A 22,251-nucleotide genomic window follows, 5' to 3' on the forward strand; every position below is an offset into this window, starting at 1 on the left:
CCCAACTGAATGATGGCAACTAGGGACGTGGGTTGCGCTCGTTGCGGGACTTAACCCAACATCTCACGACACGAGCTGACGACAGCCATGCAGCACCTGTGTGCACGCCTCCGAAGAGGACAACGGATCTCTCCGCCTAACATGCCATGTCAAGGGATGGTAAGGTTCTGCGCGTTGCGTCGAATTAAACCACATGCTCCACCGCTTGTGCGGGCCCCCGTCAATTCCTTTGAGTTTTAATCTTGCGACCGTACTCCCCAGGCGGAATGCTTAATGCGTTAGCGGCGCCACTGACCTGCATGCAGACCAACGGCTAGCATTCATCGTTTACAGCGTGGACTACCAGGGTATCTAATCCTGTTTGCTCCCCACGCTTTCGCGCCTCAGCGTCAGAACCGGACCAGACAGCCGCCTTCGCCACTGGTGTTCTTGCGAATATCTACGAATTTCACCTCTACACTCGCAGTTCCGCTGTCCTCTTCCGGTCTCAAGCCAACCAGTATCGAAGGCCATTCCGTGGTTGAGCCACGGGCTTTCACCCTCGACTAAATCAGCCGCCTACGCGCCCTTTACGCCCAGTGATTCCGAGCAACGCTAGCCCCCTTCGTATTACCGCGGCTGCTGGCACGAAGTTAGCCGGGGCTTATTCCTCCGGTACCGTCATTATCGTCCCGGAGAAAAGAGCTTTACAACCCTAAGGCCGTCATCACTCACGCGGCATGGCTGGATCAGGGTTGCCCCCATTGTCCAATATTCCCCACTGCTGCCTCCCGTAGGAGTCTGGGCCGTGTCTCAGTCCCAGTGTGGCTGATCATCCTCTCAGACCAGCTACTGATCGTCGCCTTGGTGAGCCGTAACCTCACCAACAAGCTAATCAGACGCGGGCCGATCCTTCGGCAGTCAAGCCTTTCCCCAAAAGGGCGTATCCGGTATTAGCTCAAGTTTCCCTGAGTTATTCCGAACCGAAGGGCACGTTCCCACGCGTTACTCACCCGTCTGCCGCTGACCCCGAAGGGCCCGCTCGACTTGCATGTGTTAAGCCTGCCGCCAGCGTTCGCTCTGAGCCAGGATCAAACTCTCAAGTTGAAGAGCTGATCAAAGCTGATCACAATAGTAACGGAGGCTCACGACCGACCGGCGTTTCCACCAATCGTGTGAGCACCGAAACGTCAGACCAGCATCATCCTACTCGTGATCCCACCCGAAGGCAGGATCCGCAGGGACGACGCCGTCCACGCTTCTCTTTCTCGTATGCACTTGTCAAAGAGCGACCCGATCGAAACCGGGGTATCATCGGCAACAACGGGACCAGCGCCTGACCAAGGTCAGGCTCGCCGGCCCGGACTGTCTCGAAGATGGCTCAGCGGCCGGTCCGCGGGAGCGGCCGGCGCCGATGGGTGGTCGTATAGGCCCCGGATTTTCCCCCGTCAACCCGTTTGTGAAGCTCTCGCGACAGAAATCCCCCTCCCCTGCTGAATTCAGGCGGCCGCGCAATGGCTGCGGGCCAGGGCGACGGCCCGGCGGGCCTCGGTCACGGCGTCGGGCAGGCCGGTCCCGGCCGTGATGGCGGTTTCGAGCGCGCGGCAGGCGGCGGCCAGGTCGTCGAAGCCGAGGCTTCCGGCCATCGCCACGATGACGTGGGCCTCGTGCGCCAGGACGGCGAGGTCGGCCTGCGGCGCGAAGGCCGTGGCGAGCTGGCCCATCAGCCGGTCGCGCAGGCGGCGCAGTTCCGCCTCGCCGATCAGCCGCGTGAGTTCGGCGGTCTTGCGGGCGTCGAGCACCGGCGGGCGGGCGGGCTCGGACGGGCGGCGGGGTGTATCGCTGAGGGGGCCGGCGGTCGCCGCGCGGCTGCCGGCCTCGGTCAGGCGCACGCTTACCCCGCTGCCGGAGGCCAGGCAGGCAAGCGCCCCCGCCTCGGTGAGGGTCAGCACCGCAGCCATCAGGGCAGCAGGCGACAAACCGGTCTCGTAGGCCAGCCCTCCTTCCCCACCCGCCAGCGGCAGGTCGCGTGCGGAGGCGTGGAGCAGGGCCAGGAGATGGCCGGCGGGGTCGGCCGGCGCTTCTGCGGGGGTAAGCCCGGCGCGACGGGCGGAAAAGCCGGTGCAGGCCTCCGCCACCGCGGCCCAGGAGGCCGGCTCAGCCACCCGGAAGGTCACGTCGCAGGCCCCCGTCAGGCGCCCGGTGAGGTCGACGCTCGGCACCGGACGGGTCGATGTCCCGGCCCGGGCGGCGCGCAAGCCCGGGAGCCCGGCCTCGCCGCTCAGGAGGATCAGGTCGGCATCGGTCGCGCGGGTCACCGGCACGAAGGCCTGGGCGAAGGCTGCGGCCTCGGCGGGGCCGGGCGCCGGGCAGATCAGGGCGCGGGGCCGGCCAGTCAAACCGAAGCGGCGCCACACCGCATCGGCACCGGTCTCGGGGAGAGGCGCCTCCTCCGGGCGGGTCAGCCGGTCGAGGGCGGCGTAGAGCGCCTCCGGGTCGAGGGGCTTGACCAGGATGGCGTCGAACCGGGCATCGGCGCCGCGCCGGGAGGCCAGGCCGTGCCGGTCGGCGGTCACGCCGATCAGCCGCACCTTGTCCTCCGGGCGGGAAACCTCGCGCATCAGCCGCGCCAGGGCGTAACCGTCCATTTCCGGCAGGTGGTAGTCGATCATCACCACGTCGTGGCGGCGCTCGCTCAGGAGCCGCAGGCCGAGGAAACCGTCCGAGGCCACGTCGACGCTGTCGCCCCGGCGCTCGCACAGGGCGCGGACCAGGTCCTGGAAGCCGGGATCGTCCTCGACCACGAGAAGGCGCAGGCTCATCGGGTACTCCGCTCGGGCACAATCAGGGCAGGGTCGATCACGGGCGCGGGGCCGGGCCGCGGGTGGCTTCGGGCGGCAGGATCGCGGCGCCGGGGGGCAGGCTCGCGAGGGCCGGGGACGGGGTCTCGACCGCCCCCGCGAGGACGCCGCGCATTGCGGCGGTCCCCAAGCCGATCGCGGCCGAGCCGCCCTCGGCCGCGTCGCCGAGATACCGCATCCCGGACGGTGCGGGCTCGGGGGCCGGCGCGTCGGCGACCGGTGCCGGGCGGGCTCGGTGGACGGCTTCCTTGTGCGGGCGTGCCGGGCGGCGCGCGGCGCGGGCCGGCACCGCCACGGGCTCCCCGGAAAAGCGCGGCACCAGGCGAAGCTCGGTGACGGCGGCAGCCATCGCCTCGAAGGTCACGCCGTCCCGGCACAGGCGCAGGCGCAAGGACAGGGGCGCCGGCGCGCCGCCGGCGAGAACCGGCGCCTCCGCGATCCACTGCCAGGCATAGAGGCAGCGGGCCGCGCCGTTGCGGCCGATGGCGAGGCCGTAGGGGCCGTAGGCGTTGGCCGAGGGGCGGGTGACGACCTGCATCGCCAGGCCGGGGAACGCGCTGGTCAGTTCGGCGCGGATGCCGGCCTCGGTCGGTTTGCCGCCGAGGACGGCGTCGAGCGCGCCCTCCTTGGGAGACGAGACCAGCACCAGGTCGTCGCGCCCGCCCCGATGCGAGGGGGCGCTGAAGGCGATCGCCTGCTCGAACCCGCCGGCGCCGTCGCGCTCGCGCAGCGCCACGGGCCGCCCGATCCAGGCCGGCAGGACGACGACCGGGGTGGCCCGGCGCTGGACCGAGGCGGCCGGAAAGGCGGTGTCGAGGCTGGAAAAACGCGGCGCGGCGGCGCGCTCCTGCGCGGTGCAGGCTCCCAGGGCGACAGTGACGGCGGCGAGGGCGAGCGGGCGGATCACGGCAGGGGCTTCCGGTTGCGGGGAAGGAGGGCTCCGGTGGTGGCGACGTCGCGCAGGACGGGCGGATCGGCCGGGACCGCCTGCATCGCCGACCACAGGCTGCCGAGGGGGGCGGGACGCTCGGCCGCGCTCGGGATGCTGGGGCCGGTCTCGCCGGTCCAGGCCGGCAGGAGCGAGAAGCCGTAGCGCTCGTAGGGCATCGGCCCGACGCCCGGGACGCGCCGCGCAGTGGTCGGCAGGCGGCCGGCGGGACGGGACGGCGCGACGGCGACGGCGGAGAACGGGCTGCCGGTGGGGGCGGCGCGCAGCTCGTTCTCGGGCGCTACCGCGACCGGGAAATCGCTGCGGCGCACGACCGGGGCGGACGGCGCCTCAAGGGTGTCGGGCTGGGGCACGCGGCCGCGCGGCTCGGGCCTCTCGACGCGGGGCGCGAGGTCGAGATAGGCGCTGCGCGGCGCCGTCTCCGCGGGGCGCGGCGCGGGGGCGTCGCAGGGCGAGGGCCGGTCGGAGCGGGGCGAGAAGAGGAGGCCGACGACCCGCGGAAACAGCCCGTCGTAGCGGTTGACGAGGTCGACGAAGGCGCGCTGCTGGCCCGCCCGCTGAAGCGCCAGGGCGTAGCCGTAGACGGTCGCTTCCTTCGGGTACCACGCCACGGCGCGGCGGAACCAGGCCAGGGCCGCGTCGAACTGGCAGGTGTTATAGGCGTACCAGGCGAGCGCCTGCGCGCCCTCGCCCGAGGCGGTGGCGGCGGTGACTTCGGCGTAGCGGCGCAGGCGCTCGGGCTCGATCGCCGGGGGGGTCGCCCGGGTCAGGTCGCGCTCCAGGATGTCGATGAACAGGAGCGCGTTGTTCACCAGCGGCTCGCGCCAGGCATAGGCCACGTCCTCCGCCTCCCGGCGCAGGCCGAGGCGCAGCAGGGTATGGGCGAGGCCGTGCGCCACCATCGCGTCGCCGCCCCGGGCGATGGCGCGCTTGAACCAGGACAGGGCCTCGGCCAAGTCGCTGCGCTTGAAGGCGTACCAGGCCACCAAAGCCGGCTGGTCGGGATCGGGCGCCGCCTCGGCATAGGCCTGGAAGGCGGCGAGATCGGCAGGGTTCACGGCTTGGCCGGCCTCGTCGTGCAACACCGCCGAGAGACGGGCACGGATCAGGTCGATGCGGATCGGCGCGAGGTCGTCGGCGGGGATTTTGGCGCCGAGCCGGTCGATCTCGGCCATCGGCAGCAGCGGCAGCGCCCGCAGCAGGCCGGCCCGGCGCTCGTCGGCGCCCGCACCGGGAGCGGAGAGCGCCCGGGTAAACAATGCGATCGCCTCCGGCACCCGGTCGGCGCGGGCGAGCGCTTCGGCCGCGCTCCAGACCACCTCCGCCTCGCCCGATTCGATCTCCGGGCGCCGCCGGTCGGCGAGGCCCGCGAGGTCGCTCCAGCGCCCGGCCTTGACGAGCGCCCGCACCTCGTCGCGCAAAAGGCGGCGGGCGATGGCGCCGACGAGCGCTCCGGAGGGCGTCCAGCCCGGCTCGGTGCGGGCGCGCTCGGTGAGCGCCTTCTTCAGGGCATCGAGGCGGCCGTCCTTGAGGAGGTCCCAGAAGGCCTCCTCGTCCTCGGCGCCCGGCTCGGCGGTCCAGAGGTCGGCAGGCGGCGTCCAGCCCGGGAAGCGGCGCGACAGGCGAGCCGTTTCGGCGGCGACCCGCTCGGGCTGGCGTTGGGACGCGTAATAGCGGAGTGCCGTCTCGTCGGGCCGGGACTCGGCGGCGGTGGCGGGCGTCGCCCCGGCGACACCGAGGGCGAGGGCGAGGATCAGCGCGGGGCGCATGCGGGATACCTCGTCTTGAGGGCGGCCAGCGCCAGGAGCTGCAGGGTCGCCGGGTAGTAATGCTCGGTCTCGGCCCGCACCCGGGTCAGCGAGGGCGGGAACGGCGTGCCGCGGGCGGCGCAGGCGGCGAGCGCCGGCACGGCGCCGTAGCCGGCCTCGGAGAGGCGGGCGGTGACCTTGCCGCTTCCCGTGTCGACGAGGGGGAGGTTGCCGGCATCCGGCCGCGGCCAGAGGGCGAGGAAGGGCGCGTAGAGCTCGGCATCCGTCGCGCCCGCCATGGCGAGGTAGAGCGGGATGCGCAGAGCGTTGTAGGCGAAGTCGGGCGCGAAGCCGTCGGCGGGCCTCGGCGCGGCTTCCGCCAGGGAGACCCACTCGCTCGGCAGGCGGGCGGGCCCGAACCGGGCGGCCCGGAGCAGCCGGCGGCCGCTGCGGTCGAGCCCGGCCCAGTCGAATTCAGGCGCCAGGAGCGGCATCCGGTCGAAGGCCGGGAAGATCCAGTAGGACAGGTTGACCACCGGGCCGTCGGGACGGTCCTCGGCGGAGAACCCGGCCACGCCGGGCAGGAGCAGCGGCCCGTGGGCGGCCCGCGGCAGGATCAGCTTGCGGCCGAGCTCGACCGCGATGCGCCGGCCGGCGACCCGGTGCGAGGGATCGTTCCAGAGCGTCACCGCCTCGGCGAGCGCCCAGGCGACCAGGAGTTCGCCGTCGGCGGCGTCGTTCATGTCGGCGACGGCCGGGCGCCGGTCGGGCTCCCAGCGCCAGGCGAGGAGCTGGTCGTCGCGCACCATCAGGTTGGCGCGGGTCCAGGTCCAGATCCGCTCGAAGGTGGCGCGGTCGCCCGCGAGAGCGGCGAGCAGCATGCCGTAGCCCTGGCCCTCGCTGTGGCTGATGCCGCCGTTGCCGGTATCGACCACCCGGCCGGCTTCGGTGACGAAGCGGGCCTTGTAGGCGCGCCAGCCGTCATGGTCGGCGAGCGGCGGGGCCTGGGCCGCGGCGCCGGTGCAGAGGGCCATGAGCGCGAGGAGGATCGCGACGGTCCTCATGACGTCTTCCTGCCGAGGTTGCGCACCAGCTGGTGGGTCGAGGCGGCCAGCAGCCCGGCGCAGGCGAGCGCCATCAGGGCGTAGACCTCGCGGTTGAGGGAGAGCCAGCCGGCGGCGATGCGGCGCAGGTTGCCGAACGAGGCCGGGGCGGTGGCGACGTAGCGGGGGCTCCCGGGACCCTGCACCGCGACCGCGCCGTCCGGCGCCAGCAGGGCGACGCCGCCGCGGGGCCGGCTCCAGACCAGGGGCTGGACGAGGCAGGCGGTCGCCTCGCTCAAGGCGGCCGGGCTCGGGGCGGTGACGAGGGTCAGCACGTCGTCCGGCGCCGGCCCGGTCACCCCTTGGGCGAGGACGAGGGCGGCCTCGGGCAGGCCGAGCGCCGCGGTCGCCGTCGCGCGGCAGCCCGGGATGCCGCCGCGGCGCAGGAGCTGGCGGCGCACGATCGGGCTCGCCTCCGGCGCGGGATTCGGGGCTCCATCGTCCCGTCGCATCCATGCGTCGCGCAGAACCTGCGGGTCGAGGCCGGCGGCCGTCAGGAGCGGCGCGTCGAGGCTGCGCAGGGCCGCCACCATCACGGTCGGCCCGACCACGCCGCTGCGCCCGGCCGCGAAGGCGAAGGGGATCGGCCGGCCCGCCGCCACGCCGAGGCGCGTCGCCAGGGTGGCGGCCGCCGCCATGGTGTCGCGGTCGGGGGCGGGCACGGACAAGGTCGGGGCGCGGCCCTCGCTTCCCGCCCGGTACGGGAAGCCGGCCGCTGCCGTGGCCGCAAGCTCCGGCTGGCGGGCGATCCGGGCGAGGTCGGGGATGGTGAGCCGGGTGCTGGCGCGCAAGGTCAGGCGGGGGCCGCCCGGGCCGGCGCAGGCGCGGTCGTCGGCCCGGGGCAGTTCGGCCAGCAGGGTGATCCGGTTGGACCCCGGGCGCAGCAGGCGCAGGGGCAGGAAGACCCGGCGCCGGTGCAACGTCTCGCCGCCGGCCTTGCCGAGGGGGACGCTGCCCGCCGCCTCGCCGTTGATCGCCACGCTGACCTGCGCGCCGGGCGCGAGGCCGGCCGGATAGGTGGCGTCGAGGTCGAGGGCGATCTTGGCGTAGTCGGCGGCCAGCAGATCGTGCGGCAGGGCGAGATCGAGGGTGAGCTGGGCGGTCCGCCCGCCGACCACCACGTCATCGAGGCCGAGATCGGCGAGCGCCAGGCTCTCGCCCCCGGTGATCGGCCGGCCGTTCGCGTCGCGTAAGGCGTCGAGGCCCTGTGGCGTGCCCCGTGGCGGTGCCGCGGCGAGTTCGCCGAGTTGGGCCAGGGCCGCCGTCACGTCGGCCTCGCCGGGTCCGGTGACGACGACGACCGGGCGACGATCGGGCCGGCCCGGCAGGAGCGCGAGGCGCGGACCGGTGACGGGGCCGAGGGAGGCGATGTCGAGGCTGCGGGCGAGCTCGGCCGCAGGCGCCACCGCCAGGGCGATTCCGTCGCCGGATTCGGGCGCCGGCGCGAAGGAGACGGCGGGCTGGGCGAACCGGCCGGCCAGCGCCAGGGCCTGGGCCCCGGCGAGGAGGCCTTCCACCCGGCGCTCCGACAGGCGCTCGCCGGTCTGGATCAGGCGGATCGGCACGGCGCCGTCCGGCCCCGGCCGGGTGGCGGCGAGATCGGCGAGGTCGCCGATGCCGTCCCCCGACGCCACGAGGCCGGTCGTGTCGGGGTCGATCTGGGTCCACAGCTCGTAGGTCGCCGGCACCGAGCAATCGACGCGGTGGCGCTGGTCGACCGCGATCGTCACGGCGTTGAAGCCGGCGCGCAGGGCGCCGGGCGGGATCGTCATGGTCTCGAGCCGCAGGCCCCGGACGCCGTCGATCGCGGTGTGGCCGATCTCGGCGCCGTTGAGGACGACGCGCAGGGTCGAGGCCTCCGGCAGGACGGAGATCGCCGAGAGGTAGCCGAGCTGGAACCGGCCGCCCGCCCGCGCCTCCGCGGTGGTGACGAAGAGCGGCCAGGTGACGGTGCCGGTCTCGCCCCAGAGCCGCAAAGGGCCTGCGACGGCGGGGAGGCGGCGCAGGGCCGGGCCCTTCGGTGCGGGGGCCGCCGGAACCGGCGGAACCGTGCCCGGCAGCACCATGGTGGGCGTCGGGCCGAAGCCCGAGAAGGTCTGGGCCGAAGCGGGCATGCCGCACAGGACGGCGACGGTGGCGACGAGGAGGCGGCGCATCCGAACGATCTCCTCAGGCAGCGCTGCGGGAGGCCGCGTCGCGCGGGGCCGCGAGGGTGTCGCGGAGACCGGCAGTCGTGGCGAGGTCGAGGGGATTCATGCGGCGCGGCGGCGCGATCGGGACCGGGGCGGCTCCGGTGCCGGCGAGCGCCCGGATGCTCTCGGCCCATTCCGTCGGGTCGAGCGCGCCGGGAGCCGAGGCCTCGCCGGAGGCGGGCGCGGCGGCGAGGAGGTCGCAGATCGCCATCCGCCAGACCGCCTCGTCGACCGGAGCCGCGGATACGGGGGCGACCGGGGGATTGACCGGCGCCTCGACCCGGACCGGCACCGGAGCGGGAGTCGGCGCGCGCAGGACGACCATGGGGGGCTCCGAGGACACGTCCGAGGTCGTTTCGACGGGAGCGTCCGGAAGTGCTTCCAGGGCGGCCTTCAGGAGGGCCTTCGAGGGGACCTCCACCGGAGGCGCGGCGGCGACCGGCACGGGCAAGGCGGCGGCGGGGCCAGGCATCGCGGGGGCAGGCATGGCGGGGGCAGGCATGGCGGGGGTCTGCGCGACGCTCGGCCGCTCGCGGGCGATCTCGTCGGCGAGGATCACCTGCGGGGCCGGCTCGGCGGCGGGCCGAAGCGGCAGCGCGGCGGCCTCCGGAATCCCGGCCAGGATCCCGGGCAAGATCCCAGGCAGGATCCCGGGCAGGCTGTCGATCGCGAGAGCCGTCGTCTCCGGCGCGGGCGCCGGCAGGACCGAGCGGCGCGACCTGCCGACATAGGACAGGGCCCGCGCCGGCTCGGCGATGCCCCAGGCGAGGAAGCGCAAGCTGCCGGTGACGAGGTCGCGGTGGCGCCGGCGGCCCGCGAGAAAGGCGCGCAGGGCGCCGGCATCGCCGTACATCAGCCCCGCCACGGTGTGGTACTGCGCAGGCGCGAGGGGCGCGAAGGCGACGACCCGCAGGTCCGGCGCCGGTGCAGCCCGGAGGGTGAAGCGCAAGGCCGGTCCCGCCGCGGCGTGCAGGAGGCCGCCCTCCGCCATCGCCGGCCAGGGCGCGCCGTCGGTCCGGCGCAGGGTCGCGGCCTCGGCGCTCATCCGCTCGATCGTCACGGGGATCCGAACGGATCCTTGCCCATCCCCGATCGCCGCCAGGGCCGGCCGGCCGACCGGCAGGCTCGGGACGCGCTCGTCCTGGCGCCGCTCGGCGACGACGCCGAGGCCGACGCCGGCGATCACCAGGTTGAACCCGCACCACAGCCCGACGACCAGCATCAGGCCGGTGACGCCGGGCTCGTAGAGGTAGCGCCACGCCGCCATGCCGCAGCCGGCCGCGAGGGCTGCGAAGATCGCGAAGAACGGCCAGGCCAGGGCGGAGAGGTGGTCGCGGTCGAGGCCGGCGCCCTTGGCGGTGACCGAGAAGCTCGGGCGCCGGGGCGACAGGATCACCGAGGCGATCGAGCGGACGAGGAACACGCCCTGGACGTACTCGTAGAGTTCCGAGACGAACGGCCAGCGCACGTGGCCGTACAGGTAGTTCTGAATCATCAGGTTGGCGACGATGTAGGTCGCCGTATAGGCCAGGGCCTCGTCCACCGACGAGACGAAGATCTTGACGTCGAAGAAGATGTGCAGGAGCGGCGCGAGCATGAAGATCAGCCGCGGCAGCGGGAAGAACCAGAACGTCATGCTCGACAGGTAGGCGAGCTTCTGGATCGGACGCAAACCCCGCTTGGTCAGCGGGTTCTTGAGCATCAGGATCTGGATCATGCCCTGGCACCAGCGGCCGCGCTGGACGATGAAATCGGCCAGGCTCTCGGGCTGGAGTCCGGCGATCAGCGGCTGGCCGACATAAGCGCTGGTCCAGCCCTTGCCGTGCAGGTCGAGGGCGGTCTCGCAATCCTCCGTGATGGTGATGCCGGAAAATCCCCCGACGGCGTCGAGGGCCCGCCTCCGCAGCAGCGCCGCCGAGCCGCAGAAGAACGAGCCGTTCCACTTGTCGAGCCCGGTCTGGGTCACGCCGTAGAACATCTCGTTCTCGGACGGCATGCGGGCGAAGGTGCGCAAGTTGCGCTCGATCGGGTCGGGATTGAGGAAGACGTGCGGGGTCTGGACCAGAAAGAGGTTCGGATCCTGCGCGAACAGCCCGATCGTCTCGGCGAGGAACGAGCGGAACGGTGCATGGTCGGCATCCAGCACCAGCACGATCTCGGCGCGCGAGGCGGAGAGCCCGTTGTTGAGGTTGCCGGCCTTGGCGTGCTCGTTGCGCGCGCGCGTCAGGTAGCGGGCGCCGAGTTCACGGCAGAGCGCCTGCAGCTCGGCCCGCCGGTCCTGGGCGGCCTTGGCCTTGGCGGGGTCCGGATCGGCGCATTTCTGGTCGGTGCCGCCGTCGTCGAGGAGCCAGATCGTGAGCTTGCCGGCCGGATAATCGAGGTTGAGCGCCGCCGCGAGGGTCACGGCCAGCAGTTCGGTCGGCTCGTTGTAGCTCGGGATCAGCACGTCGACGGCGGGCAGGTCCGCGGCGGGCGGCAGCGCGACGGGGGCGCGCACCAGGGGATCGGCATTGACCACCAGGCTGACCGCCAGGATCAGCACGCAGTAGAGCTCGGCGGCGAGCAGCAGCAGGCCGAAACCGAGGCCGACGGGATCGTCGAGGGACGGCAGCGTGCCGGTGAGGCGCCAGTAGACGTAGCGGATCACCACCAGGCTGCCGAGCGCCAGGAAGGCGAGGCGGGGCAGGCCGCGCCGCGGCGCCAGCAGCCACAGGGCGGCCATGCCGGCGCACGATGCGGCGCAAAGCCAGGTCTGCGCCTCCGGGCCGACCGGCTGGACGAGGAACCCGATTGTGAGGAGGGCCGAGAGCCCCCAGGCGATCCAGCGCAAGGCGGCCATCTCAAAAACCCGCCCGCATGTCGACCGTGGTGTAGAGGCCGCCCTTGCGGGTCTGGTCGTGCAGGTAGCCGGCGGCGACGCCGAACTGGAGCGCGCCGAACTGGAACCCGCTCCAATGGGCGCCGATCCGCCATTGCCGGTAGTAATCGTCGCCCAGCAGCGCGACCTCGGGCCCGAGGAACCCGCCCATCACCGCGACGCCGCCGCGCAGGCGGCCGTAATAGGCGTTGAAGGTGCTGGAATAGGTGCCGGTGGCGTGCACCATCGTGCCGGGGGTCGGCCGGGCATAGAGGTCGAGGGCGGCCTTGAGGCCGCCGGCGTTGCGCACGCTCGCCTCGAGCCCCGGCACCTCGTTGCGGCGCACGTTGAGGCCGACGAAGGCCGACAACACCGCCTCCGGCCAGACCCAGCCGTAGCCGAGCATCGCCGCGACCTCCGCCTGCTGGCCGAGCCCGTTTCCGGCCCGGTACGAGCCGATCGTCGTGTCCGCCCGCAGGCGCAGGCCGCTGGCGAGGAGGGTGCCGGACGGCGCCGCGGTCGCGGTGGCGCCGGCGAATTGCGAGCCTTGAGAACTCACGGTCGCCGAGGTGTCGACAGAGACGATCCAGGCCTCCTGCGGGCTCGCCGGCTCGGTGCCGGTATACCAGTCGGCCGCGAACGCCGGCCGGCCGGACACCGCCAGGACGAGACAGCATCCGGAGAGGACGCGCGGAAACGGGCCGCGCCGGTGAACGACGCGGGCGAGATTGCGGTGCATGTCGATACGCTACCTGACCCAGCAACACGGGCAGGATCGGGCCCGCATCCTTAAGCGGACCTTGCCGGAACGGGCGGCATCCCGTGCGATTAAGTCTTACGTCCTTCAGGACGATTTTCGCTGGAACAGACTTGCCGGAGGGCCCGTCAAGCCCGCCGGCGACCCGTGTCCACAAGCGCGCCGGGATAGGCGGGGGCCGCGGTGGACGCGATTTCCGCTGGCCTTCGCAGCGTTCCGGACAATCGCGAGATCCCACCTCGCGTATGCTTGATCGTATTCACACGTCCACGCCCTGGTGCTTTCCCCCTCAGTGAGTGGAGTCCCCTCGATGAGGCAGCGCGCCTCTCCTCCCCAGGCGATCCCGGGCTTGCCCGGTATCGCTGCAAGTTGTGGGGAGGAGTTGGAGGTGGGGGTGGTGCCGGATGAAGCTCGCGCTCTACGCGGCACCACCCCCACCCCTGCCCCTCCCCACAAGGGGGAGGGGAAGGCGCTCGCCTTTACAAGGAGTTGGCCTTCAGAGGCGAAGTGTGCGTCCGCCCTCTGATTTAACCGCGGGGAGCGGCGCTTTATTTCCGAGTCGTGTCTCCGGAGACGACCTGATCTTCGCGGAGCCGGTTCAGGCCGCCGGGATCGACCGGGCCCCTCCCCGCCCCCTGCCCTAAGCCGTCCGGCCGAGGCTGGCCGGTGCAGGGGGAGCCTCCTCCAGCCCGGCGATCAGGCGACGGGTCTCGAAGGCCGCCGCGGTGCACCGGGCCCGAGCCCGAGCGAGCGTCATCGGGAAGGCGGAGGGATCGCGCGCGACCTCGTCCTCGGTGCAGGCCTCGAGTTCGGCGCAGGCCCGGGACAGGGCGGCGAAGCCGAGCATGCCCGCCGCCGAGACGAGGCCGTGGGCCTCGAAGCGCAGCCGCCCCCGGCCGGCGGCTTCCGTCCCCTCCCCGGCGAGCGCCCCGGTGACCTGCTCGGCGAGGTGGCCCAGCAGGCGGCGCACCGCTTCCGGCGGCAGGAAGGCGCACACGCCGTCATAGAGCGCCTGGTCGAGCAGGGCCGGCTCGTCCTCGGCGGGCGGCGCGCGATCGAGCCAGCGGGCGAGGAGCGCGGTGAGCTCGGCCGGCGCGAAGGGCTTGCCGAGATGGTCGTCCATCCCGGCCGCGCGAAACGACTGGACCTGGTCCGGCAGGACGTTGGCGGTCATGGCGATCACCGGCACCCGCCCGGCCTGACCGGGCAGGCAGCGGATCAGCCGGGTCGCCATGGTGCCGTCGAGGCCCGGCATCTGCACGTCCATCAGCACGAGGTCGTAGGCCCCGGCCTCGACCGCCCGCACCGCCTGGAACCCGTCGGTGGCGACGTCGACGCTGTGGCCGGCCTTGCGCAGCATCAGGCAGGCCAGTTCCCGGTTCACCTCGATATCCTCGACGAGGAGGATGCGGCCGGTGCGGCTCGGCTGGGCGGCGGCGCGGGCCTCCGGCGGCGCCTGGTCCTCGGCGCGGGGCAGGGTCAGGGTGAACCAGAAGGTGGCGCCGCGGCCGGCCTGCGAGATCACCCCGATCTCGCCGCCCATCGCCTCGACGAGGCGGCGGCTGATGGCGAGCCCGAGGCCGGTGCCGCCGTAATCGCGGCGGATCGAGCTGTCGACCTGCGAGAAGCGCTCGAACAGCCGGCTCTGCTTGTCGGCCGGGATGCCGATGCCGGTATCGGCGACGGAGAAGCGGATCCGCTCGCCGGCCCGGCCGCTGCCCTCGTGGCGCAAGGACAGGGCGACGCTGCCGCGGGGGGTGAACTTCACCGCGTTGTTGAGGAGGTTGAGGAGGATCTGGCGCAGGCGCGCCTCGTCGCCGACGAGGCGGCGCGGCAGGCTCGCATCGATGGCGCTCGTCACGTCGAGCGTCTTCTCGGCCGCCGCCGCCCCGACCACGCCGAGGCAGCCCTCCGCCAGGGCCTCGATCGCGAAGGGCTCGCCGCGCAAGGCGACCGCCCCGGCCTCGACGGAGGAGAAATCGAGGATGTCGTTGACGAGCGTGAGCAGCCCCCCGGCCGAGGCGCGGGCAAGCCCCGCATAGCGCCGCAGCTCCGGCTCCAGACCGTCGGCCTGCGCCAGCAGGCCGGTGAAGCCGATGACCGCGTTCAACGGCGTGCGGATCTCGTGGCTCATCGCCGAGAGGAAATCGGTCTTGGCGGCGTTCGCCCGCTCGGCGGCGGCCTTCGCGGCCTCGGCGGCCGCCTTGGCGGCGACGAGCCCGGCCTCGGCATCCTTGCGGGCCGAGATGTCGAGGTTGAGGCCGGTCACCCGCAGGGCCCGGCCGTCCCGGTCGTGGCAGAGCCGGCCGATCGCCTGGATCCAGCGCTGGCCGCCATCGGGCAGCCGGACCCGGAACGCGACGTCGAAGGTGCCGCCGCCGACGATCGCCCCGCGGAGCGCCGCGAGCGCCGGCTTGCGGTCTCCCGGCGTGAGCCGCCGCAGCCAGGCGCCGAGCGCGATCACCGCCGGGCGGTCGCCGGGCAGGCCGTGCAGCCGCGCGCTCTCCGGCGCCAGCGTCACCTCGCGGGTGACGAGGTCGAGGTCGAACAAGCCCGCCCCCGCGGCCTCCTGGGCGAGGCGCAGGAGGTCGCCGGTCTCCTCCAGCGCCTTGCGGGCGGCCAGGATCTCGTCGATGTCGAGGGCCGAGCCGAGCCAGCCGAGGAGCGCATCGTCCTTGCGCAGGGGCTGGAACGAGAGCTGGTGCCAGCGATAGGCGCCGTCGCGGTCGCGCAGGCGCCCCTGTGCCTCGCCGCTGCCGCCCTCGGCCGGAACCCCCTGGAGGGCCGCCTCGATCCGCGGCCGGTCGTCCGGGTGGTAGCGCTCCTGCCGCGCAGCCCGCCCATGGCCGATCGCGCCGAAATAGCGCTCGAAGGCCGGGTTGGCATAGACCGTGTCGCCGGTATCGGTGCGCTCCATCCAGACGAGCTGGGGCAGCGTATCGGCGAGCGCCCGGTAATGCGCCCGGCTCGCGCGGAGCGAGGCTTCCGCGTCGTGGCGCGCGGCCGCGTCGCGGATCGACGCGATGTAGGGCGGTCCTTGCGCCGACAGCTGGGTCTCGACCCAGATCCAGCGCCCGTCGGCATGGGACAGGCGGTGCACCAGGGCGCCGCCGCCGGCGAGCAGGGCCGCCACACCGGCCCGGTCTTCGGGATGGACCAGTTCCGCCAGGGCGAGGCCCGCGAGCGTCTCGGGCGCGCGGCCCGTCAGCGCCCGGCTCGCCGGGGAGGCGGAGACGAGCCGGCCCGCGCCGTCGATCTCGGCGACGAGGTCCGGGCACCCGGCGAGCCGCCGCCCCGCCGCCCCGCACCCGAACAACCGCGCCAGGGCGGAGCGCCAGCCGGACCGCGCCCCGCTCACGGTGCGATGCCCCGAACCGTGCTCGCCACGGCCGTCCTGCCCGCGAGTTTCCTGCCCCCGAGTGTCACGCCGCAACGCCCCGCATATCCAAGACGATCGTCTGTCCCCGCGCCGTGCGCCGCCCTCCGCGCACAGACAACCACCGGGTGCATGCCTGCATCGGGAGCCTTCGTCATGGTGTGAGCGGTCTCGAGGAAAGAACGAAAAATTGTCAGATGATAGTTAATCATCAATTCATTAAACGGGACTTAACCTATCTCTGCGATCAAAACGGGCATGAACCTCACGTCCCTCACGCCACAGATCGGTTCGGCTTCCTCGGCGACGGCCATCGCCGCCGAGACGCAGCTCGGCAGCGAGCGGCGGCGCGACCGGCGCTTTCCCGTGACCCTGTCGGCGCGGCTGCGCCATGGCGGCCGGAGCCACCGCACCGAGATCCTGAACCTCAGCCGCGGCGGCCTGCTGCTGGCGCCGGTGGAGGCGGCGGCGCTCGTCCCGGGCGCCGTGATCCGGGTCGAGGCGGCGACGATCGGCGAGGTCGAGGCCCGCGTCGTCAGCCTGAGCGCACTCGGGATCCATGCGCGGGTCGGGGAGACGCCCGAGCGCTTCCAGACCGCCCTGGTGCGCCTGGCGCGGCTGACCCGGATCTGGACGGCGCCGGGGATGTGAGGGCGGCGTTCGGGAGGCTCTCGACGATCCATCCCATCCGTGACCTGACCCTGAGAGCCGGGTTGCGCAGGATTTTCCCGCAAACCCTTGCGATGAATGGGATCCTCCCACCCGCTCATCTCGATCTGAGGTGCGACAGACGGGAGCCTCGAAGGAGGGCTCCAGGGATCATGGAGGCTTCTGGAGCCCTCCTGCGAGGTCAGTCGATCTTCGATCGTGTGCGATCTCCGATCGCCGACACCTCAGGACGGGGTGAAAGGCAGGATATCTCGTATTCGCTCTCGTTTCTCGGGAGATCAATCCGCTCAAACAGACCCTTAAATGCGCGGACTGGAATAAAAACATCCTCAGTCAACACAAGGGCTTTTGCCGAGCGCCGCTGAACAGTTCGGCATTAGCCAGCTGGAGCAGAACGGAAGCGGCCGAAATCGGGGCTCATCGGTCACCGGAAGGCGCACTCGCGGAGGAGTGGCTTCACCGCCCCATGGGGCCGCCTCCATCCCGTCATTCGTCGAGATGCCGCTACGCCTCGACCCGAACGGGTGCCGGGGCGATCGTCGCGGCCCGTGTCATGGGTGGCGTCATGCCTCCCTCCATCGGTCTCAGCCCTCCCGGCGAAAGCGGGAGAGCTGCGAGTGAGGGTGATCCCGTCCGTGCCCGCCGTCAAGCGGTCATGGAACCGCCGCCGGGGCGTCGGCGCCGAGGCGTGCGGGCTTGGTGCGGATGTCCATGGCGTTGCCGCGCCAGACGATGTCGCGGGCGACCCAGGCGGCGAGCCAGATCGGGATGAACAGGAGGTCGCGGGCGAGGCAGGCGAGCGGCCAGCGCCAGGAGCGCGGCCAGCCGTTGCGCGCGGCGAGCCGCCACTCGGCGCCGTACCACACGATGGCGGTTCCGATCATCGCCGCCAGGCCCGCGAGGTCGCCGCCCGCCGCCGGATAGGCGGCCAGCATCGGGATCACCGCGCCGGTGCCGATCTCGGGGGCGAAGAACAACGGGAAGGTGACCCGGCGCAGGCGCGCCCAGCGCAGCTGGCGCGACCACACCTCGGCGGCGCGGCGGGGCCCGAGCGGCTGGGCGAAGGGCGAGGCGACGAGATGGACCTGCCGGCCCATCGCCCGCACCAGCTTGGTGGCGGCGGCGTCCTCGGCGATCTCGGCACCGAGCGCCCGGATGCCGCCCTGCGCGTCGAGCAGCGGGCGGTACCAGAGCATGCTCTTGCCTTGCGCGAAGCCGAGGCCGAGCGCCTCGCCGACATATTGCCAGCGCGCCTGCAGGGTGTTGAGGAAGGTGCACTCGACTTCGGCCCAGAAGCTGCCGGGCCGGGTGCCGACCGGGGTCGAGCAGACGAGTCCGGTCTTCGGCCGCCAGGCGGCGCGCAGGCGCTGGATGTAATCCGGCGGCATCAAGACGTTCGAATCGGCCAGGATGACCCAGTCGTGGCGCGCCGCCTCCCAGCCGCGGATGCAGTTGTTGAGCTTCGGGTTGTCGCTCACCCGCTCGTCGCCGACGATCAGCCGTGCCGGCACGCCCGGATGCATCGCGATCAGGCGCTCGACGAGCGGCACGATCGGGTCGGTGGCGCGGGCGACGCAGAAGATCAGCTCGTAGCGCGGATAGGCGAGGCGAAAGCCCGAGCCCAGGGTCTCCTCGCTGTAGGTCTCGAGGCCGCAGACCGGCCGCACCACCGTGACCGGAGCCTCCTCCAGCCCGGCGGAGGCCGGATCCGGCCGGCCCAAGTCCCTGTGGCCGAGGCGGCGCAGCGCGATCGCGAGGCTCGCGAGGTTGATCAGCGTGAGGGCGAGGCAGATGATGGCGGCGATGCCGGTACCGGTCATGCGGATCCTCCCGGGCCGGTGCCGACCCGCGCCCTGTCCTCCCCTCAAACAGGCGGGCTGTTGCAACCGTATGACGGTGAAGCGCTCCCGGGCGCGGTGTTCCCTCACGGCATCACCCTGGACCCGGGCCCCGGCCAGGCTACATCCTCGCGCAACCGAAGAACCGACGAGCCCGGCATGTCCCTGCCCCCCAACGCGCCGACCCCCGATCCCCGCCCGACCCTCGGGGCGCCCGACGACGATCCGCATCTGTGGCTCGAGGAGATCGACGGGGAGCGGGCGCTCGCCTGGGTCGAGGCGCAGAACGCCGACACGCTGGCGGCCTATGCCGATGGCCGCTACGCCGCCGACCGCGACGGGCTGAAGGCCGCCCTCGACCGGCCGGACAAGATCCCGGGCGTCACCCGGCGCGGCGGCCTCCTCTACAACCTGTGGCAGGATGCCGGGCATCCCCGCGGCCTGTGGCGGCGCACCACGCAAGACGAGTACCGCACGCCTGAGCCGGCCTGGGACGTGCTCCTCGACCTCGACGCGCTCGCCCGCGACGAGGGCGAGGACTGGGTGTGGAGCGGCGCCGCGAGCCTGCCGCCCGGCCACGCGCGGGCGCTGATCCAGCTCTCCCGCGGCGGCGGCGACGCGACACTGGTGCGCGAGTTCGATCTGACGACCCGCCGCTTCGTCGAGGGCGGCTTCACGCTGCCGGAGGCGAAAAGCATCCCGGTCTGGCTCGATCCCGACACGCTGCTGCTGGCCTCTCCGCTGGGCGGCCCCGAGCACGCGACGCCGTCGGGCTATGCCCGCACCGTGCGGCTGTGGCGGCGCGGCACCGATCCGCTCGACGCCCCGGTGATCTTCTCCGCCGGTCCGACCAGCATGGTCGCCTACGGCTATCCGGACCGGGAGGCCAGCCCCGAGCGCCTGGTCTTTGCCGAGCGCACCGGCTTCTTCGACGGCACGGTCAGCCTCGGCGACCGCTCCGGCCCGAAGACCCGCCTCGACATCCCGACCGATGCCGATGCCCACTGGCACCGGGGGTTTCTGGCGATCCGGACCCGCACCCCGTGGGAGGTGGGCGGCACGACCCATCCCGCCGACAGCGTGCTCGGCATCGGCCTCGATGCCTTCCTGGCCGGGGACCGTGGCTTCCAGGTTCTGTTCACCCCCGGGCCGCGCCGGGCGCTGCAGGGCTTCTTCTGGACCGGCGGGCATCTGGTGCTCTCGATCCTCGACGACCTGAAGGCGGTATTTCCGGTCTTCACCCCCTCGGCGGGCGGATGGGCCGAGAGCCGGGTCGCCGGCCTGCCGGAACTCGGCGTCGTCAGCGTCTGGTCGATGGACGGCGAGGAGGAGGAATCGAACGGCGACCTGATGGTGGCCGCCAACGACCCCGTCACGCCCTCGACCCTGCTGACCACCCGGCCCGACCTCGCCGCGCCCACTCTCCTCAAGCAGGCCCCCGCCCTGTTCGAGGCCGACGGAATGGTGGTGACCCGGCACGAGGCGGTGTCGAGCGACGGCGAGCGCATCCCCTACGTCCAGGCCGGCCCTCCGGGGGAGACCGGCGAGGCGCCGGTGCATCTCTCCGGCTATGGCGGCTTCCAGGTCACGAACCTCGCCGGCTACTCGGCGGTGCTCGGCCGGCTCTGGCTCGCCAAGGGCGGCACCCGGGTGGTGGCCAATATCCGCGGCGGCGGCGAGTTCGGCACCCGCTGGCACGAGGCCGGCCGGCGCGAGGGCAAGGCGCTCACCCACGACGATTTCGCGGCGGTCGCCGCCGACCTCGTGCGCCGTGGCGTGACCCGGCCTCACCGCATCGCCGCCGAGGGCGGCTCGAATGGCGGGCTCCTCATCGCCAACATGCTGACGCGCTATCCGGAGCGCTTCGGCGCGCTGTTCTGCACCGTGCCGCTGATCGACATGCGGCGCTACACCAAGCTGCTGGCCGGGGCGAGCTGGATCGCCGAATACGGCGACCCGGACGATCCGGCGGACTGGGGGTTCCTTCAGAAGATCTCGGCCTACCACGTCGCCGAGGCCGGCAAGCCCTACCCGCCGATCCTGATCGCCACGACCCGGCGCGACGACCGGGTGCATCCGGGCCATGCCCGCAAGATGGCGGCGAAGCTCCAGGCGCTCGGCTATCCCGCCCGCTTCTACGAGCCCGAGGCCGGCGGCCATTCCCACGGCAAGACCAGCGCCGAGACCGCCGCCTTCGCGGCTTTGGGCGCCGCCTTCCTGCGCCGGGCGATCGGCTGGGAGCCGGAGGTGGCGGGCACATAAAGGTTTCTGCGCAGTAAAACCCGGGAACCCGCGCGCGGCGCGCACGTCATTCCGGTGCCCAAGCGTGGCATAACGCCGTCACGCCCTGCCGGATGAAAGGCTCCCCACGATGCGCGCCGCAGCAATCCTCCTCGTCACCCTCTGCGTGGCCGGGACCGGTGAGGCGCGGGCCGGGATCCTGATCCGGGTCGACAAGACCACCCAGCGGATGACCGTGACCCGGGACGGGCAGACGCTGTACGACTGGCCGGTCTCCACCGGCATGACCGGCTACAGCACGCCGCGGGGTGCCTTCTCGCCCTCGCGCATGGTGGCCGATTACCGCTCGCGCGAGTGGGACGACGCGCCGATGCCGCATGCGATCTTCTTCACCGGCCGCGGCCACGCCATCCACGGCAGCGGCCATACCAGCCGCCTCGGCACCCCGGCCTCCCACGGCTGCGTGCGCCTGGCGCCGGCCAAGGCCGCGACGCTCTACGCCCTCGTCAAGGCGGAGGGCATGGGCAACACCCGGGTGGTGATCGGCGGCGACGAGACCGCCATCGCCGGACGGGCCTTACCCCGCCGGGAGGCGAGGGCGCGCCGGGACCGCCTCGACGAGGACGGCTTTACGCGGACCTCCCGCGTCTCGCGCGGACGCGCCTACGATCCGTGGGGCGACGATGGGTGGCAGCCGGTCGGGGCGACCTACCCGTCGCCGTATGGGGCGACGTATTATTCCTACGGTCCGTCGTACTGAGCGATCGTTCGATCTCTCCCACCCACGACCTCATCCTGAGGCGTCAGTCGATTGAAAATCGACTGACCTCGAAGGAGGGCTCCAGAAGTCTCCGAGATCACTGGAGCCCTCCTTCGAGGCTCGCTTCGCTCACACCTCAGAGCCTGCTTGAGTGGTTTTTCTATCGCTAAAAGCCGGATAATCAAGGATATCCTACCCTCCCACCTCATCCTGAGGTGTTAGTCGATCGGAGATCGACTGACCTCGAAGGAGCCCTCCAGAAATCTCAGCGATCACTGGAGCCCTCCTTCGAGGTCAGTCCATCTCCGATGAACTGACACCTCAGGATGAGGTCGTGGGCAGGATATGCCCTGCCCTTTCCGGCTTTATAGAAGACGATCCCGCTCAAACAGGCTCTCAGGATGAGGTTCGGTGTGGGATGGCTCAGCGCCCCGCTTCGGACGCCCGATTCCCCCGGCAGGCGGCCCAACCCGCCTTGCCGAAAGCGGGCCCCCGCGACACCTAGGGGGTCTCGCGCCGCTACCAGGGAGCAGGCTTTCGGATGCGCAGCCTGTTCGTCCTGATGTCGATCGCGGTCGCCCTCGGCTTCGTGGTCAGCGGGCTCATCAACGGCCTCGACGACCGGGCGCTGGCCCGGAGCGAGCGCGAGGCGCAGAGGCGGGTCGGGGTCGCGGTGGCGGACTACGCCCGCCGGCTCGGCCTGTCGCAGGACTGGGCCGCCTATTGCCGGGCCGAGACGAGGCGCAAGCTCGCGACCTACCCGAAGGACGGCTCGGTCCCGTTCGGCCTGCGCTATTCCAGCGCCGGCACCGAGGAGGTCGAGCGGGCGATCCGCGAGCGCGAGACCTACGAGCGCCAGGACCAGATCCTGTGCCTGACGCAGCTGCCCGCGAGCCTGCGCGACCAGGCGGCGCCGTAAGG

13 protein-coding genes and 1 rRNA gene (1 of these 14 running past the window's edge) are annotated in these 22,251 nt (G+C 72.4%); 4 read left to right on the plus strand and 10 right to left on the minus strand.

Annotated features, from left to right (window positions below; genetic code table 11):
- From HBB12_RS17510 to HBB12_RS17550, 9 genes are all read right to left on the minus strand, one after another.
- Positions 1-1,086, minus strand: a 16S ribosomal RNA gene (locus HBB12_RS17510) (it extends 398 nt beyond the left edge of the window).
- A 392-nt stretch (positions 1,087-1,478) separates the two neighbouring features.
- Positions 1,479-2,801, minus strand: coding sequence for a response regulator (locus tag HBB12_RS17515; RefSeq protein ID WP_236990512.1), 1,323 nt, complete (start codon positions 2,799-2,801; stop codon positions 1,479-1,481).
- Between the two features lie 37 nt (positions 2,802-2,838).
- Complete coding sequence (gene bcsN / locus HBB12_RS17520; RefSeq protein ID WP_236990513.1) at positions 2,839-3,747, minus strand: cellulose biosynthesis protein BcsN; 909 nt, start codon at positions 3,745-3,747, stop codon at positions 2,839-2,841.
- On the minus strand, positions 3,744-5,558 hold the full coding sequence (locus tag HBB12_RS17525) for a hypothetical protein (RefSeq protein WP_236990514.1): 1,815 nt from the start codon (positions 5,556-5,558) through the stop codon (positions 3,744-3,746). Before HBB12_RS17525 ends, bcsN begins: the two co-directional genes overlap by 4 nt.
- Positions 5,543-6,571: a family 8 glycosyl hydrolase gene (locus HBB12_RS17530; RefSeq protein ID WP_236992815.1), complete on the minus strand. Its 1,029-nt coding sequence runs from the start codon at positions 6,569-6,571 to the stop codon at positions 5,543-5,545. Before HBB12_RS17530 ends, HBB12_RS17525 begins: the two co-directional genes overlap by 16 nt.
- Positions 6,572-6,597: 26 nt before the next feature.
- Positions 6,598-8,796 (minus strand): cellulose biosynthesis cyclic di-GMP-binding regulatory protein BcsB, encoded by a 2,199-nt coding sequence (locus HBB12_RS17535; protein ID WP_236990515.1) that lies wholly within the window; start codon positions 8,794-8,796, stop codon positions 6,598-6,600.
- Positions 8,797-8,809: 13 nt separating this feature from the next.
- A complete protein-coding gene (bcsA, locus tag HBB12_RS17540; RefSeq protein ID WP_336886938.1) occupies positions 8,810-11,671 on the minus strand; it encodes a UDP-forming cellulose synthase catalytic subunit in 2,862 nt (953 codons plus the stop codon).
- 1 nt (position 11,672) lies between these two features.
- Positions 11,673-12,428: a cellulose biosynthesis protein BcsS gene (gene bcsS, locus HBB12_RS17545; RefSeq protein ID WP_236990516.1), complete on the minus strand. Its 756-nt coding sequence runs from the start codon at positions 12,426-12,428 to the stop codon at positions 11,673-11,675.
- Between the two features lie 658 nt (positions 12,429-13,086).
- Positions 13,087-15,804 (minus strand): PAS domain-containing hybrid sensor histidine kinase/response regulator, encoded by a 2,718-nt coding sequence (locus HBB12_RS17550; RefSeq protein ID WP_236990517.1) that lies wholly within the window; start codon positions 15,802-15,804, stop codon positions 13,087-13,089.
- Between the two features lie 276 nt (positions 15,805-16,080).
- Here HBB12_RS17550 and HBB12_RS17555 point away from each other — a divergent pair, with 276 nt between their 5' ends.
- Positions 16,081-16,473: a PilZ domain-containing protein gene (locus tag HBB12_RS17555; RefSeq protein ID WP_236990518.1), complete on the plus strand. Its 393-nt coding sequence runs from the start codon at positions 16,081-16,083 to the stop codon at positions 16,471-16,473.
- Between the two features lie 671 nt (positions 16,474-17,144).
- On the opposite strand, the gene HBB12_RS17560 is transcribed toward HBB12_RS17555, so the two are convergent.
- Positions 17,145-18,311, minus strand: coding sequence for a ceramide glucosyltransferase (locus HBB12_RS17560; RefSeq protein WP_236990519.1), 1,167 nt, complete (start codon positions 18,309-18,311; stop codon positions 17,145-17,147).
- Between the two features lie 177 nt (positions 18,312-18,488).
- On the opposite strand from HBB12_RS17560, the gene HBB12_RS17565 reads away from it, so the two are divergent.
- The 3 genes from HBB12_RS17565 (at position 18,489) to HBB12_RS17575 (ending at position 22,249) form a co-directional block, all read left to right on the plus strand.
- On the plus strand, positions 18,489-20,591 hold the full coding sequence (locus HBB12_RS17565) for a prolyl oligopeptidase family serine peptidase (protein WP_236990520.1): 2,103 nt from the start codon (positions 18,489-18,491) through the stop codon (positions 20,589-20,591).
- A 109-nt stretch (positions 20,592-20,700) separates the two neighbouring features.
- A complete protein-coding gene (locus tag HBB12_RS17570; RefSeq protein ID WP_236990521.1) occupies positions 20,701-21,330 on the plus strand; it encodes a L,D-transpeptidase in 630 nt (209 codons plus the stop codon).
- A 541-nt stretch (positions 21,331-21,871) separates the two neighbouring features.
- Positions 21,872-22,249: a hypothetical protein gene (locus HBB12_RS17575; RefSeq protein ID WP_236990522.1), complete on the plus strand. Its 378-nt coding sequence runs from the start codon at positions 21,872-21,874 to the stop codon at positions 22,247-22,249.
- Positions 22,250-22,251: the final 2 nt, after the last annotated feature.

Origin of the sequence: Methylobacterium sp. SyP6R, assembly GCF_019216885.1 — a bacterium.
Taxonomy (GTDB): Bacteria; Pseudomonadota; Alphaproteobacteria; order Rhizobiales; family Beijerinckiaceae; genus Methylobacterium.

Bases quoted from the DNA above. Each gene is read 5' to 3' on its own strand.
- HBB12_RS17560 (WP_236990519.1), bottom strand. From the start codon at position 18,311: ATGACCGGTACCGGCATCGCCGCCATCATCTGCCTCGCCCTCACGCTG.
- bcsS (WP_236990516.1), bottom strand. From the start codon at position 12,428: ATGCACCGCAATCTCGCCCGCGTCGTTCACCGGCGCGGCCCGTTTCCG.
- HBB12_RS17515 (WP_236990512.1), bottom strand. From the start codon at position 2,801: ATGAGCCTGCGCCTTCTCGTGGTCGAGGACGATCCCGGCTTCCAGGAC.
- HBB12_RS17535 (WP_236990515.1), bottom strand. From the start codon at position 8,796: ATGCGCCGCCTCCTCGTCGCCACCGTCGCCGTCCTGTGCGGCATGCCC.
- HBB12_RS17575 (WP_236990522.1), top strand. From the start codon at position 21,872: ATGCGCAGCCTGTTCGTCCTGATGTCGATCGCGGTCGCCCTCGGCTTC.
- HBB12_RS17555 (WP_236990518.1), top strand. From the start codon at position 16,081: ATGAACCTCACGTCCCTCACGCCACAGATCGGTTCGGCTTCCTCGGCG.
- HBB12_RS17530 (WP_236992815.1), bottom strand. From the start codon at position 6,571: ATGGCCCTCTGCACCGGCGCCGCGGCCCAGGCCCCGCCGCTCGCCGAC.
- HBB12_RS17565 (WP_236990520.1), top strand. From the start codon at position 18,489: ATGTCCCTGCCCCCCAACGCGCCGACCCCCGATCCCCGCCCGACCCTC.
- bcsA (WP_336886938.1), bottom strand. From the start codon at position 11,671: ATGGCCGCCTTGCGCTGGATCGCCTGGGGGCTCTCGGCCCTCCTCACA.
- HBB12_RS17570 (WP_236990521.1), top strand. From the start codon at position 20,701: ATGCGCGCCGCAGCAATCCTCCTCGTCACCCTCTGCGTGGCCGGGACC.
- HBB12_RS17525 (WP_236990514.1), bottom strand. From the start codon at position 5,558: ATGCGCCCCGCGCTGATCCTCGCCCTCGCCCTCGGTGTCGCCGGGGCG.